Origin of the sequence: Mesorhizobium sp. WSM4306, assembly GCF_007003975.1 — a bacterium.
In the GTDB taxonomy this organism is placed as follows: Bacteria; Pseudomonadota; Alphaproteobacteria; order Rhizobiales; family Rhizobiaceae; genus Mesorhizobium.
In genome coordinates this window covers 51048-63818 of the sequence record NZ_VFTC01000003.1, presented here as the reverse complement: position 1 = coordinate 63818, position 12771 = coordinate 51048, and the positions used below count along the sequence as shown (strand labels likewise).

General features: G+C 60.9%; 12 protein-coding genes. 4 read left to right on the top strand and 8 right to left on the bottom strand.

Annotated elements, in window-relative coordinates:
* Positions 1–183: 183 nt before the first annotated feature.
* The 5 genes from FJV77_RS05900 to FJV77_RS05880 form a co-directional block, all read right to left on the bottom strand.
* The gene (locus FJV77_RS05900; protein ID WP_142865920.1) at positions 184–2139 is read right to left on the bottom strand and encodes an adenylate/guanylate cyclase domain-containing protein; all 1956 of its coding nucleotides are present in this window, start codon (positions 2137–2139) and stop codon (positions 184–186) included.
* Positions 2140–2154: 15 nt separating this feature from the next.
* Positions 2155–2880, bottom strand: coding sequence for a FecR domain-containing protein (locus FJV77_RS05895; RefSeq protein ID WP_185970206.1), 726 nt, complete (start codon positions 2878–2880; stop codon positions 2155–2157).
* Between the two features lie 88 nt (positions 2881–2968).
* The gene (locus tag FJV77_RS05890) at positions 2969–4213 is read right to left on the bottom strand and encodes a tetratricopeptide repeat protein (RefSeq protein WP_185970205.1); all 1245 of its coding nucleotides are present in this window, start codon (positions 4211–4213) and stop codon (positions 2969–2971) included.
* Between the two features lie 493 nt (positions 4214–4706).
* Complete coding sequence (locus FJV77_RS05885; RefSeq protein WP_142865917.1) at positions 4707–5894, bottom strand: magnesium transporter; 1188 nt, start codon at positions 5892–5894, stop codon at positions 4707–4709.
* A gap of 221 nt (positions 5895–6115) precedes the next feature.
* Entirely contained in the window at positions 6116–8248 is a 2133-nt protein-coding gene (locus FJV77_RS05880; RefSeq protein WP_246691150.1) for an adenylate/guanylate cyclase domain-containing protein, read from the bottom strand.
* Positions 8249–8525: 277 nt separating this feature from the next.
* Here FJV77_RS05880 and FJV77_RS05875 point away from each other — a divergent pair, with 277 nt between their 5' ends.
* Entirely contained in the window at positions 8526–8834 is a 309-nt protein-coding gene (locus FJV77_RS05875) for a metalloregulator ArsR/SmtB family transcription factor (RefSeq protein WP_246691149.1), read from the top strand.
* Positions 8831–9316, top strand: a complete 486-nt coding sequence (locus FJV77_RS05870) for an SRPBCC family protein (protein ID WP_142865914.1) — start codon at positions 8831–8833, stop codon at positions 9314–9316. Before FJV77_RS05875 ends, FJV77_RS05870 begins: the two co-directional genes overlap by 4 nt.
* Positions 9317–9397: 81 nt before the next feature.
* Here the strand turns inward: FJV77_RS05870 and FJV77_RS05865 are convergent, their stop codons facing one another.
* Positions 9398–9586 carry a DUF1059 domain-containing protein gene (locus tag FJV77_RS05865; RefSeq protein ID WP_142865913.1) on the bottom strand — a complete coding sequence of 63 codons (189 nt, stop codon included), beginning with the start codon at positions 9584–9586 and terminating at the stop codon, positions 9398–9400.
* A gap of 161 nt (positions 9587–9747) precedes the next feature.
* Here FJV77_RS05865 and FJV77_RS05860 point away from each other — a divergent pair, with 161 nt between their 5' ends.
* Both FJV77_RS05860 and FJV77_RS05855 read left to right on the top strand, forming a co-directional pair.
* The gene (locus FJV77_RS05860; RefSeq protein WP_185970204.1) at positions 9748–10869 is read left to right on the top strand and encodes a helix-turn-helix domain-containing protein; all 1122 of its coding nucleotides are present in this window, start codon (positions 9748–9750) and stop codon (positions 10867–10869) included.
* 165 nt (positions 10870–11034) lie between these two features.
* Positions 11035–11586 (top strand): class I SAM-dependent methyltransferase, encoded by a 552-nt coding sequence (locus FJV77_RS05855; RefSeq protein ID WP_185970203.1) that lies wholly within the window; start codon positions 11035–11037, stop codon positions 11584–11586.
* Positions 11587–11639: 53 nt separating this feature from the next.
* Here the strand turns inward: FJV77_RS05855 and FJV77_RS05850 are convergent, their stop codons facing one another.
* Both FJV77_RS05850 and FJV77_RS05845 read right to left on the bottom strand, forming a co-directional pair.
* Entirely contained in the window at positions 11640–12038 is a 399-nt protein-coding gene (locus FJV77_RS05850; protein ID WP_142865910.1) for a rhodanese-like domain-containing protein, read from the bottom strand.
* Positions 12039–12055: 17 nt separating this feature from the next.
* The gene (locus FJV77_RS05845) at positions 12056–12721 is read right to left on the bottom strand and encodes a metalloregulator ArsR/SmtB family transcription factor (RefSeq protein ID WP_142865909.1); all 666 of its coding nucleotides are present in this window, start codon (positions 12719–12721) and stop codon (positions 12056–12058) included.
* Between the last annotated feature and the right edge of the window lie 50 nt (positions 12722–12771).

Genomic DNA, 12771 nt, shown 5'->3' with positions numbered 1-12771 from the left:
ATCCCCCATGCCTTAAGCGTGGCGGATCATAGTTGGGAATTATTTCGCCTCAAAGCGGAAAATGCTGCAGTTAGCCGGAAGCGGACCGGTCAGAGTGTGCTTGGGGTTCGGGGTGCAAGATTAGGCGGTGCCATTTGCACAGATGGCGGCGAACGAACCACCCCGGCAGGGGCGCCAGATTGCTCACCGCGTTGGTTCGCTACTTCGCGGCTCGGCAGCTTGCATCTCCGAAACGGTGAAAACCGGTACCTCGCCCTTGAAACCCTGGAGCTCAAAGGCGCCCGCCTGGACAACCGGCATCGATGCTCCTGCCGCAAAGCCGGGTCCAAGCACCAGGGGGATGCCCAGCTTCTTGGTCGTCGATTCGAGCCGTGCCGCGCGGTTCACCGGGGAGCCGATCGCGGTGTAATCGAAGCGCCGTTCGGACCCGAAATTGCCTACCGAGCAGATGCCGGTCTCGATGGCGACGCCAATTTCGATGGAGCGATGGCCATCCGCGGTGAAGGCGGCGTTTTCGAGCTTCACCCGCTCGATCAGGGCAAGGCCCGCCTCGAGCGCACGCTCGCGATGATCGGGTTGATCAAGCGGTGCGTTCCAGAAGGCCAGCACCGCATCGCCCATGAACTTGTCGATGGTGCCGTCGCGCGTGAGGATCTCATCGGTGGCAATGCCAAGGAAATGGTTGACCACCTTGGCGATTTCTTGGGTGTCGAGCTGTTCGCTCATCGTCGTGAAACCGCGTATGTCGCTGAGCAGGATTGTGATCTCGCGCTTCTCGCCGGACAGGATTGCCTCTGTATCCGAGCTTGCGAGGCGCTGCACCACGGAGGGCGACAGATATTGGGAGAACTGTCGCGTCAGGGTGGACCGGCGCTGCTCGCTGCGCCTGTATAGGACATAGCCTTCGAAGCCCGCAACCATGATCGTTGCAAGCGCCGGCTGCAGCGGGTCGTAGAGTGCACCCTGCAGGCTGTACTCGAGAGCGCCGAACACGAACGGGGTGACGGCGAGCAGCGTCAGGGCGAGGGCGCCAACCACGACACGCCCGGCGAGCACTCCGGAAAGCCCGATGAAAACGACGGCACTGAGGAGAAACCAGAGCCGCTCGAGCATTCGTGCGTGCGCTGGCTCTGCCAGGTAGCGCCCCGCAAGCATCTGGGCGATCGCGTCGGCGTGGATATCCGCGCCTGGTCGCGTTGGATGCGTCGGCGTGGGCAGGTACTGCGTCAGTCCCACAGCCGACAACTCGACAATGGCGATAGCGTTCTGTAGCCGCGGATCGCCATGGCCCGAAAGGATGGTGCTGGCAGACAGGCGGGGCGTATCGGTGGCAGTTTCCCAGAGGCGGATGCCGCCCTCCGGCTCGAGCGGCACAATGGCGCCGGCCATCCTAAGCGCGTCGAACCCGGCTGTATTCATCCGGGCTATGTAACCCTCCTGTCCGGCGTAAAGGCGAAGGAGCTCGAGTGAGAAGGACGGCCACAATTGCACGCCTTGAGCGGTGTTGCGAATCCAGAGCAGCGGCACATGGCGCAGTACGCCGTCGGGATCGGGCAAGGTGCGAATCACGCCGAGGCCCACGGCCGCGTTCGAGAATTCGGCAAGCGAGCCGGTCAGGCCGGTGAAGCCGGGAAGTGTATCCGGGACTTGCCCGACGATCGACCAGCCGGCTTTGGGTTCTGCTTCTGAAACCGTCGCCTCGTTGCCCAGGCTGACGGCAAGCGCCGTCCGATTTTTGGCCAGCGCCGCAGCCAGTCGCTTGTCTCCGGCGATGCCCTCAGGCGAGGTGTCGGCTTCGGGGAGTACCAGTGCAAGCCCGACCACCGACGCGCCGGATTGGGTGATGCCATCGACCAGATCGGCCAGGAGGCCACGGTTCCAGGGCCATCGCCCATGTGCGTTGAGGCTGGCGTCGTCTATCGAGACGATCACGACAGGATTGCTCGTCGCCGGGCGCGGGGCGAGAAACTGGTAGAAGTCGTACGTGCGTTCGCGCAGGCGCGACAGCGGCCCCTCGAAAGCCAAATGGCAAGCGAGCAGCAAAAGAATGAGCACGAAACCGGATATCTTGCGCCTCACGGTCCAGCGCCAATCAGCCCAAAGCCGATCAGCCCAGCGCCAATCGGCAAAGGGGCTCATACCAGGCGCCCGGGCTTAATTGCAGAAGCGGGAGCAGCCATCGCCCTCGCCATCGTCCCTGCGCCCCCCGCTGCCCACAGGCGGCGTTGGGCTGTCTGGGAATTCCATGACCACTCCTGGCAATGCGCCGTCCGTGGAGTCGCAGACTTTAAGCGAGCCGCCGAGCGCCGACGCACAAATTGCGCTTACGTCCAATCCAGGACCTGGTGCGCCTGGCAGGCCGGTACCGGCTATCCGGTCGATACTGTCCAATATCGGGAAGGTGTCGATTCCGCCGTAGCCGGCCAGCAGCTTGCCATCTTCCGATGTGCAGGCGTAGCCTGGGTTTGTGATGACTAACCGTTTGCCATTGATCGTGCAGGTCATACGGCCGGCGCGCAGTATGCCGACGGTCTGGCCGGCTGCCACCAGCACTTCGATGATGCCGCCCCTCGCGCCGAGCACCATATGCGGCGTCGCAACCTGCATGACGCCCCGTTTCGAAACCTGGCCGCCATAAAAACGGGCCAGGCCACTGTTCATGCCGATGTCGATCTTTCCCGATCCGGAGCCCGGATTATAGACGAATTCATCGATCGTCAGGCTGGTGTTCGGACCTATCTTGGCGCTCGATTCATCCCGGAACACCAGCATTCCAAGACCGGTGGGATCGCTGCGCAACTGGTCGCCCAGTTCGACGCCGGCACCAACGTTCATTGTCCCACCGTTATTGCGGACGATGTTGGTCTGATAGGCTGTCATCGACCCGACCGTCTCAGCGGCGGAGGGTGCCGCGAAGGCAAGGCAAGCGATAAAAATCGCGATCGGACGGTACCTCATCGCGGCCCTTTCAATTGAGCGTCAACGTATAGCTCATGAGCATTTCGAACGATTTTCGGTCGCGGTTGGCGATGGCGAAGTTGGTTTCTCGATAGGCGAGATCAACGCTGATCTTATGGGCTTCCGTCACCTGAAAATCGCTTTCCGAGGCAATGCGCCAGAAGTCGCTCTTGATATTTGTGCCGATGCCGACAGACAGATCGGGAGTGTCGCTGTGGCCGGCCGAGAAGGCGATCTGGTGCGACCATGCGAAAAAATCCGGTACGGTCATCAACAGGCCGCCATAGCGGACCTCGCCCGTGTAGCTGCGGCCGATTTCGCCAGATCCTGAAGCGAAGTCATTCGAGCCGACAAAGCGCAGTCCGAGCGCCTGGCCATTGCGGAAGCGGTAGCTGCCGCCTGCCTCATAGAAGACCCTGCTATCCGCGAAAATGCCTTGCGAGGCGCTTAGATCGATGTAGCCGCCACCGGCGAAGAGGGTCGTCTCGACCGTCGGGCGAACGAGGAATCGTCCACTGACGCCGACGCCGGTTTCGTGGATTTCGCTGTCGAAACGATCGGTAACGGTAAACGCGGAAAGCAGCAGGCGAAGCGAATCGATCCCACTGTTGGGCAGCCCCTTGTCCCAGGTAATCGCTGCGTTGCCGTGGACAAAAGTCTTCTCGCTACCCGGAACCGACAGGTCGTCCGTGAAAAAACGCTCTGTCGCCGTCAACGAGCCCGAAAGAACGAGGGCGTCAGCACTTGGCGTGCCGAGGTCCCACCGAACAAAGCCGTCGGCCCGCCCATAGGGCGAGACGAAGCTGTCGTCGTCCTGCGTCCCGCCTGGCTCAAAATCGGTGAATGCGCTGAATACGCCTCCAGTCAGGGCGAGTTCCCAGGTGACGCCACGCAACGCGCGCTCGATGCGAGCCAGCAAGCGAACAGCTTCCTGCTGCTCACTTGCGGTCAGACCGCCGACTTCGATGCCGTACTGCACCTGCCGCCGGGCCAATTCATAGGACCCGACATGATAATACAACCGGCTGGCCGCAAGCCGGGCGCGCGCATCGCGGGGGTATTTGATCAGATACTGCTCGATTGAGGAGATCGCCTGATCGTATTGTCCCGCGTTGACCGCGACCGTGACGAATTGGGCGAGCGTTCCATTGTCGGCCGGACTGGCGATGCGGGCCGAAAACGCATCGTCATAGACCGTAAAAAGACCTTGTGCGCCGGCCGGCAACACGCCGCCAAAAAGCAGCGCTGCGGCCAAGCCGAAGATCGTTCGAGCCGAAGATAGCATGCCGAGAACCCACCCGAACCCGACTAGTGCGAAGGATTTAGCACGATCACAAGAAAAAAAGGCGACGGGACTGTCACCAGACCATGCGAGCTTCAGCAGCTGTTGCAGCTGCGCAACAAATTTTTGGGTTCATTCCTATTCCGGCTACGCCGTTTGCCAAAACATCTTGTCAGCGTTGCTGAACGTAATTGGAGTATCCGGCACTAGTGGCAAATAATTCAAACCCCTAAATGGGACAAGATCTATATTGTTTGCACATTTCTGCGCGTATCCGGTCACCGAATGAGGCTTCAGGTCACTCACTGATTATCCAAAGGTCTTTCGTCGCGTTGCGCAAGGAGTCGAAATGCTGAGGTGTTCCTCACGATGTGTGCGCTAGCCGGGCTCTCGCAATTTCTCCGAAGGCGACGAGGTCAGCTCATTGCCCCCAAATTCCCAGGGACGCGTCACTGGACGCGCCTTGCTACAGCACGAGCATCGTGGCCAGCCACAGCATCAGGCCCATGCCTACAATGTCAGTCAAGGTGGTGAGGAAGATCGCCGAAGCGACCGCCGGATCGGCGCCGACCCGGCGCAGGCCCAACGGGATCAGCACGCCAGAGATTCCGGACAAGAGGCACGCTCCGGACATGGCAAGCAGGATCACAAGTGCCAGCATGGGCGCTTGGGCCGCCGACTCCGGCTGCCTCGAGGCGTAGAACCACATCGCCGCAGCCGCAAGAAGGCCGACGAGCAAGCCGTTAGCGATCCCGAGCGCGCCCTCTCTCATCACCAAGTGCAGCTTCGGTCGTTTGTCCACATCCCCCAGGGCAAGGCCACGCAGCGTCATAGCCAGTGCCTGGCAGCCGGTGTTTCCGCTCTGCCCGGCCAAGACCGGAAGGAACGCCGCCAGGGCGACGATCTTCTCGATCGTGCCGGTGAACGAACTGACCACGAATGCGGCCAGGAAGGCCGTCAGGAGGTTCAACTGCAGCCACGGATGACGCTTCAAGAAGGCTGAAAACAGCGGCGTAAAAGAGCGCTCCTCCTTCTGGACACCTACCATCTGGCCAGACTGGGCGGAAATCTCAATGATTTGCTGCTCGAACAAGCGCCAACCGCGAACCTGCCCGAGCAGCCGGTTCTCGGCGTCCACCACCGGGTAGACAGGGTAGTGACGCCGTACCGCTGCCTCGCATGCGTTGCTCAAAGGGAGATCGACATTAAGAGCAAACGGCCTGGGCAGCATGATCTGATCGACAATGGCGGCTGGTTCGCTCAGCATCAGATCGCGCAGGACCACCAGGCCAACCAGTTTATTGCCCTCGTCCGTGACGTAGAGATAAGTGAGCTCGGTCGGCACTTGGGCGCGTCTGACAGCTTCAACCGCGGCAGCAACGGTCGTCCCGACAGGAACGCTGGCGGAAATCGGGTCCATCAACTCGATGAGCGACTCGGGCATAGCGACAACCTCGCCGCCGCCATGAGATCCGATGGGCCGCATATGCAGTGGCAAATGCTCGGCCACCTTGCGGGCGTGCCCGTCCGGCAACAGCTTTAGTGTGTCGCGGATGAACTCGGGAGACTCTCTGGCGAGCAACTCAGCTGCGTCATCGGGTGCTCGGGCACGCAGCGTGCGCACCAACTTCTGAACGCCGGTCTCTTCTTTCATTTGCTATAGCCCCCAATTGAAGGTCACATAGTATGTAAAGTACGGGATCGCACCAGTGCGGAATACGACACCTTCTTGCGGCCCCGGCAGTCCGCCTTGTGGTTCTCGAAGTTATTGCGGGCTGAGGCGCTAAGCGGGTCCCCTCAGGACGCCCAAGTCGCGCCTGCGGCGAAAGCCATTGACGCCGAACAGGTAGAGGGCATCGGAGCTGCCCCCGCAAACTAAAATCTCAACACCCAGGCTTCCACTTTTCCCTTGCCTTTGACTTCGATAGCGCCGCGCGGCTCGAAGACGAATTGGTCCTTGAGCTGTTCGTAGACGGGGCGCGTCACCTGAACAGAGTCGGGAACTCCACCAGACTCCATGCGGCTCGCCAAATTCACTGTGTCACCCCATAAATCATAGATGTACTTGCTCTTGCCAATGACGCCGGCGACCACTGGCCCGCTATTGACGCCAACCCTGAGCTTCATCGAGACGTTGTGTTCCATCGCGTGCTCGCGGGTAATGTGGACCATGCGGATGGCCATGCGGACCATGCGCTCGGCGTGGTTGGCCACCGGCACGAGTAGGCCGCACACCGCCATATAGGAGTCGCCCACCGTCTTGATCTTCTCGATGCCGAGATCGTTGGCGGCAACGTCGAAGCGCGTGAAGAGTCCGTTGAGAAACATCACGACGTCGTGCGGCGGCATTTCCGATGTCAGTGCCGTGAAGCCGACCAGATCTGCGAAGGCGACCGTGACGTCGGCGAAGCCGTCGGCGATCCTCTCCTCGCCAGCGCGCAGCCGATTGGCGATCGGTGCCGGCAGGACGTTGAGCAGCAGCTGCTCGTTCTCGCGGTTCTTGTTCTCGATCACGACATTCTTCTGGTGCAGATCCTCAACCATGCCATTGAAGGCCGAGCAGAGTTCGCCAATCTCGTCGCGCGTGCGGACGGGCACGCTGGTCGCATAGTCGCCAGCAGAGAAGCGTTTCACCCCGGCAGTCAGATCGCGGAGCGGTCCGAGCAGCGCGCGCGAAAGCCAGGCGGCGGTGGCGGCGACCACGAGCATCGCCAGTCCTCCGACGAGCAACAGATCCTGGCGGAGTTCGGCGATCGGTGCGAAGGCCTCGGCGCTGTCGATCTTGGCGACGAGAGCCCACTTTACATCGGAAATCGCAAGCGGTCCCCATGAAGCGAGCGTCGGGACGCCACGGTATCCGATGATCTCGCCCGTGCCCTCGACACCGGCGAGCGCGGCACGGGAGGCCTTGGTGTCGATGCGCTGATGCAGCACTGGTGTCCCGTAACGCTGAATGGCGGCGATCTCCTGGTCCGAAGTACCCACGGATTTGAGGTCGGCGAAGAAGTTATCCCGGTTCTCGTAGAACGCCCGCGGGCCAGAGCGCACCAGATAATCGGGTCCGACGAGATAGGCCTCACCCGTGTCGCCGAACCCTTCCTGCCGCCAGCGGCGGTTACCGGTGACGACGTTGTCGATCTCATGATTCGACAATTGCGCGACCAGCACGCCGATGACGACGCCCTGGGCAATCACCGGTGCTGCCATGAAGGCGATCGGCGCGCCGCCTGATGGCGCATAAGAGGCGAAATCTACGAGGCAGATGGCCGACGGGTCTGCGATCTGCGAGCAGCGGGCGACGGCGGCCGCGACGTTGGTGCGGCGGTACGGACCCAACTGAAGAGACGTGGTGAAATCCACCTCCTTCTCGACCGTATAGATCAGGCGACCTGATTTGGGATCGGCAATCATGAGATCGAAAAAGCCGACCGTGGTAGCCGCAGCGCGCATCAATGGATGATATATGGCATGCAGCCTGGAGTATTCGCTTGCGTCGCCGGCGTCGTCGAGAAGGTAGCGCCGCTCCGCGGGGTTGGGATTGTCCACAATGTAGTGATACTGCAGATAGTAGGGGGCACCATCGACCGGCAGGTAGTCCGACAGAGCCGGTTCCCTGCCAAGGGTGCGCGTCATTCCGGGGATGAAGTTCTCAGCGTACCAATCGCCGACCTTCTGCCGCAGGTCAGGTGGCGCGCCTGCCCGGTCGAGTTGGTCGGCCGCGGTCCGGAACTCGCGTGTCGCATCGACCACCATCTTGGAAGTGGCAAGCAGGCGCAGTTCCGCCTGGATTGTGCGGAAGTAGGTTTCGACCTGGCGCGTCTTGGTCTGACGGGCGGCCGTGAGTTGGTCGAAGACTGCTTTTTCGAGAGCGTCGCGGGCACGGAAGTAACCCAGCGCCCCGGTGACCATGACTGCGATCGCGCCAAGAAGGACGAGGGTTGTAAAGAGCTTTGCAGCCAATCCCCAGCCCGCGGGGCTGGGTGAGCCGGTCACATCTGAAGAAGACATGAGATCTTACTTTGCTTTTGCATCAGGTCTTCGGAAACAGGAGCGTCCGCGTCGCGCCGGATGGCAAGCCAGGATCGTGTTTCATCTGTTTCCCCCTCTCCCTCGCATATACATACCAAATTTACTGCGAGACGTGTGCGGGAATGCGTTGTCGGGTTCCCCGTGGGAACGTACGGCGAAAACGGAATTCTCGGATCGCTCCATCCTCCATTCGTGCATTCGACATGGTTGACATCGCGACGCGTTAGTCTATTCTGACGCGTTAGTGGAGACTAACTTGAACAACGGCTGGACCGCGCTCGGTGACTCGACCAGACGGACGATCTTCGAGCTTCTGGTCGAGTCACCGCGCTCCGTTGGTGAGTTGGCTCGTACCATGCCGGTCACCCGAGGCGCGGTCTCGCAACACCTGAAGGTCCTCAAGGATGCAAGGCTCGTCGTAGACACACGGGCCGGCAAACACCGCATATACCGGGTCGATCCCGAAGGGCTTGCTGGCCTTCGCGCGGAGCTCGACCGGTTCTGGACAAAGACGCTGGCGGCCTACAAGGCGGCCGTTGAGCAACCGCCGGAGGAATCCCAATGAGCACACAGACAGCAGACACGTCCGTGAGACACTCGATCGTGGTCGAAGCACCGATGGACCGCGCATTCAAGGTTTTCACCGAAGACTTCGGCAAGTTCAAACCCGCCGAGCACAACATGCTCCCCGTCCAGATCGCCGAGACGGTGTTCGAGCCTCGCATCGGCGGCTACCTATATGACCGTGGCATCGATGGCAGCGAGTGCCGCTGGGCGCGAGTTCTGGCCTACGAGCCGCCCAATCGGTTGGTCCTGAGCTGGAACATCAGCCCCCAATGGCAGATCGAGGCCGATCCCGACAAGACCAGCGAGTGGGAAGTGCGGTTTATTGCCGAGACGGCGGACCGGACCCGCGTCGAGATCGAGCACCGAAATCTTGGACGCCATGGCGAGGGCTGGGAAAGCGTGCGCGATGGTGTTGACGGTGATCAAGGCTGGCCGCTCTACCTCCAGCGGTTCGCCGACCTGATGGCCCGCCAGGCCTGACGGTCGCACCGACGGCGTTGCGCTTATCGAGGCGAAGGAAGCCGAGAAGCCGACCGTACGCGGCAGTTACAAGAAGCGTGCCTAACTAGCGGCAATCAGCTTCTGGAGTTGGTCCCGGTCATCTTGTGACCACTGCTTCGGGTCTTCCCCGTGGGCGATCTCGGCATGAAGTTCAATATGCTTCATCACCTCTGATGCGCTCTCTGCCGTGAAGCTCGCCGGGCAAGCCTCCATCCCCGGATAGTCTCTACATCGATACGTGTGCGGCATCGCTGCCTCCGTATATTAGAGAACCCTGTAGCAAAGCGAGCGAACGCGAGTTTTGTCAACGAAATTTCAAAACTGACTCATTGCCGGCTTCTGGCAGTATGTGCTCGCACCGTTCCGATCCTAGGCCAACTACATGCCTGGTCGAGGCGGCGTGGCCAGCGATGTGCTACTTCATCAGCATGGACGATGCAAAACTACTCGAGGTTCTGACAAGGGGTGCTGCCGTCGGCGTATTCCTGGGGTTTGCTATCGTCATCGGTCGTGGACGTCTTTCGTCGGTCCGGATCACCGGCCTGCTGTTTTGTCTTGCCGCGGCAGCGCACACTTTGACGCAAATGCCATTGCTGGCAGGGGCGCTGGCCTGGCTATGGCCGGCGGTGTGGGCATTCTCCGCGATGGGGGCGGGGTTTCTCTGGGCCTTCGCAGTGGAATTATTCGAGGATCGGGGGCGCGCCTTCACTCTCCGCCTTATGCCTGCGGCTGGCTTGCTCATAGTTAGCCTAGCGGCGGCTTTGATGCCGCCAGGCGCATCGAAGCCCCTGTGGTTGCTGCAAAATCTGATCGCAGGCTCGCTGGCAGGCCACGCTCTCTTCGTCATAGGGGGCGGTTGGCGCAATGATCTCGTCGAAACGCGCCGCGGTTTGCGAGGTCCGATCCTCGCGATGGCAGCGCTGTACGCGGTAGCCGTCATTGGCATGCAGATTCTGGAGCTGGCAGGATATCGCGTCGAGGCTCTGTCGCCGGTCGCCGCCGCTGCCCTTCTCGCTTTGGGACTAGCCGGCATCGGAACCTTGCTGCAGGTCGAATCTGATCTTTTCGCTCCGATATCTGAGGCGCGGCGAGGCAGCATCGAGTCGATGGTCGTACCGGCAGGAGAGGAAGCAAGGATTGCTAAGCGTCTCGACAGGTTGATGCGGGAAGAGCGCGTCTATCGTGAGCCAGGCCTGTCGATCGCAGTCCTGGCCGTGCGGTTAGGCATTCCCGATCACAAGCTGCGGCGCGTCATCAACAGACAATTGGGTCACCGGAACTTCAGCGCCTTCCTGAACCAGTGGCGTCTGCAAGATACCAAACAGGCCTTGCTGGACCCCGACCAGTTCGGCGTGCCGATATCGACAATCGCGCTCGATGCAGGATTCCAGTCCATCGGGCCATTCAACCGCGCGTTCAGGCAGGAAACCGGACTGACACCAACGGCGTTTCGCGCAAAAGCGGCTGCCTCTCCAGGGAGCATCCCGCCGTTACACCGCGGGACCAGTCACTCGGCTTCCGGAATCGGCTAGCCGATTTCTGAAATCGGCGAGCCGACGCCGTCGACAACGAGCAACGTTCGGTTCCTTCGGATTGAACCACGTTGAGGACTCATTTGCAAAATGCGTAGACCACATTTCATCGCTGAGCAGGCGCGCCTTGCCAAAGGGCCGATAGGACGTCTTATCGCCTTCATCATGGCGCATGAGACATGGAGCGAAAACCAGCGAGCGATTGCGAGTTTAGCCATCGAATCCGGCGAAAGCGTCCTCGATATCGGCTGTGGCCATGGGCGCAGTCTTGGGGCACTTGCCTCATTGGCTCAAGGCGGGCGGGTCGTCGGTCTTGACCCATCTATGCTGATGGCCGAGATCGCCGTCAAACGGAACCGGGAACTCGTAAGATCGCGGCGCGTCGAGGTGGTCATCGGCGGTGTCGATGCCTTGCCGTTTGCCGACGCGACCTTCGACAAGGCTTTATGCGTTCACGTCATCTACTTCTGGGATGAACTGCAGCGTGCCTTTAGCGAGATCGCGCGGGTGTTGAGGCCCGGCGGGCGGCTGGTGCTGGTGTTCCGCACGAATGCCGACGAAAAGGCAAAGCAGGCGTTTCCGAGCGACGTTTACCGCTTCCCGGCACTGACGGACGTACTCTCTGTTCTAGCAAAGGCCGGATTGGTCGGAGAGTTGAGCGGGTCGCCCAATGGACCGCAGCCGGAGCTCGCTTTGCTGCTTGCCCGAAAGCCATAGGCCAACCATCAGGCCGGTTCCTTTCACTGATCGGTTTCAGGCAAAAGTGCACGCTACTTGTGCATTTCGAACGGCACGACCGGGAGGCCTTCCAACAGCCAACGTTGCATCCCGCCCTCGACGTCAGTGACATTGCCTAGACCAATGCGCACGAGGTTCGCTGCCGCAAAACTCGACTGATAGCCTTGGTTGCAGAGCACTATGATGCGCTGCTTGTAATCATCCTTGTTGATCATCTCGTGGCGCCACGGAGCACTTGGGTCGCAGCGCCACTCAAATTCGTTGCGGCTGATAATGGCCGCGTCGGGAATCTCGCCATCGCGGGCTCGTTGCTCAAGGTAACGGATGTCGACGATTACGGCCCCTCGTTGCATCTCTGCGTAGGCGTCGGTAGGCGACAGACGTGGTGTCAGCATCGCACGAGCCTCACTGAGCATTTCATCGACCGTCATCTCAGCCCCGACCGTTGCTACAACATGACCTCCACGGGTAGTCCCGCCGCTTTCCATTCCGGCAGCCCGTCTTCCAAGCGCCGCGCCTGGAACCCGCGTTTTCGGAGCGCGGCGACAGCTTCGAAAGACATCACGCACCAAGGTCCGCGGCAGTAGGCAATGACTTCGCGATCCGGGTCGATTTCCGGTGGACGTTCTTGAAGACAGGCGAGCGGCACGTTGATCGCACCTGGCACATGACCGAGCGCGAACTCGTCCGCCGGGCGGACGTCGATCACGGTCACCAGCCCATCGCGCATCCGAGTTGCCAGTTCCTCCCGCGTTACCGGCTCCATGGCATCGCGAGCATCGAAATAGCCCCGCACGATGCGGTCGACTTCGGCCAGGTGGCGCTCAGCGACAGATCGAACCGACGCGAACAACGACAGCACCGTGTTGTCGGCAAGCCGATAATTCACGAACTTGCCTTCGCGTTCGGCATGCACCAGTCCGGCTCGGCGAAGCGTCTGCAGGTGCTGGGAGACGTTGGCGATCGGCAGGCCGAGCTTCGTCGCCAGAAGGTCAACGCTGCGCGTACCCTGCGCCAGATGCTCGATCAGTTCCAGCCGCTGCGGATGGCCGAGCGCCTTCGCGACGATCGCGAACTGTTCATAGAGCGCTTGCTTCGGTTTGCGGATTGACATCGGCTTCGCGTTTACGATAAATCATTCAATCGAATTATTGAATGACAGCT

What these genes read in the sequence shown, in the direction of transcription:
- FJV77_RS05865 (WP_142865913.1), bottom strand. Translation starts at nt 9,586, where the DNA reads ATGCCGCACACGTATCGATGTAGAGACTATCCGGGGATGGAGGCTTGC.
- FJV77_RS05885 (WP_142865917.1), bottom strand. Translation starts at nt 5,894, where the DNA reads ATGAAAGAAGAGACCGGCGTTCAGAAGTTGGTGCGCACGCTGCGTGCC.
- FJV77_RS05860 (WP_185970204.1), top strand. Translation starts at nt 9,748, where the DNA reads ATGTGCTACTTCATCAGCATGGACGATGCAAAACTACTCGAGGTTCTG.
- FJV77_RS05850 (WP_142865910.1), bottom strand. Translation starts at nt 12,038, where the DNA reads ATGACGGTCGATGAAATGCTCAGTGAGGCTCGTGCGATGCTGACACCA.
- FJV77_RS05845 (WP_142865909.1), bottom strand. Translation starts at nt 12,721, where the DNA reads ATGTCAATCCGCAAACCGAAGCAAGCGCTCTATGAACAGTTCGCGATC.
- FJV77_RS05880 (WP_246691150.1), bottom strand. Translation starts at nt 8,248, where the DNA reads ATGTCTTCTTCAGATGTGACCGGCTCACCCAGCCCCGCGGGCTGGGGA.
- FJV77_RS05870 (WP_142865914.1), top strand. Translation starts at nt 8,831, where the DNA reads ATGAGCACACAGACAGCAGACACGTCCGTGAGACACTCGATCGTGGTC.
- FJV77_RS05855 (WP_185970203.1), top strand. Translation starts at nt 11,035, where the DNA reads ATGGCGCATGAGACATGGAGCGAAAACCAGCGAGCGATTGCGAGTTTA.
- FJV77_RS05895 (WP_185970206.1), bottom strand. Translation starts at nt 2,880, where the DNA reads ATGACAGCCTATCAGACCAACATCGTCCGCAATAACGGTGGGACAATG.
- FJV77_RS05900 (WP_142865920.1), bottom strand. Translation starts at nt 2,139, where the DNA reads ATGAGCCCCTTTGCCGATTGGCGCTGGGCTGATCGGCTTTGGGCTGAT.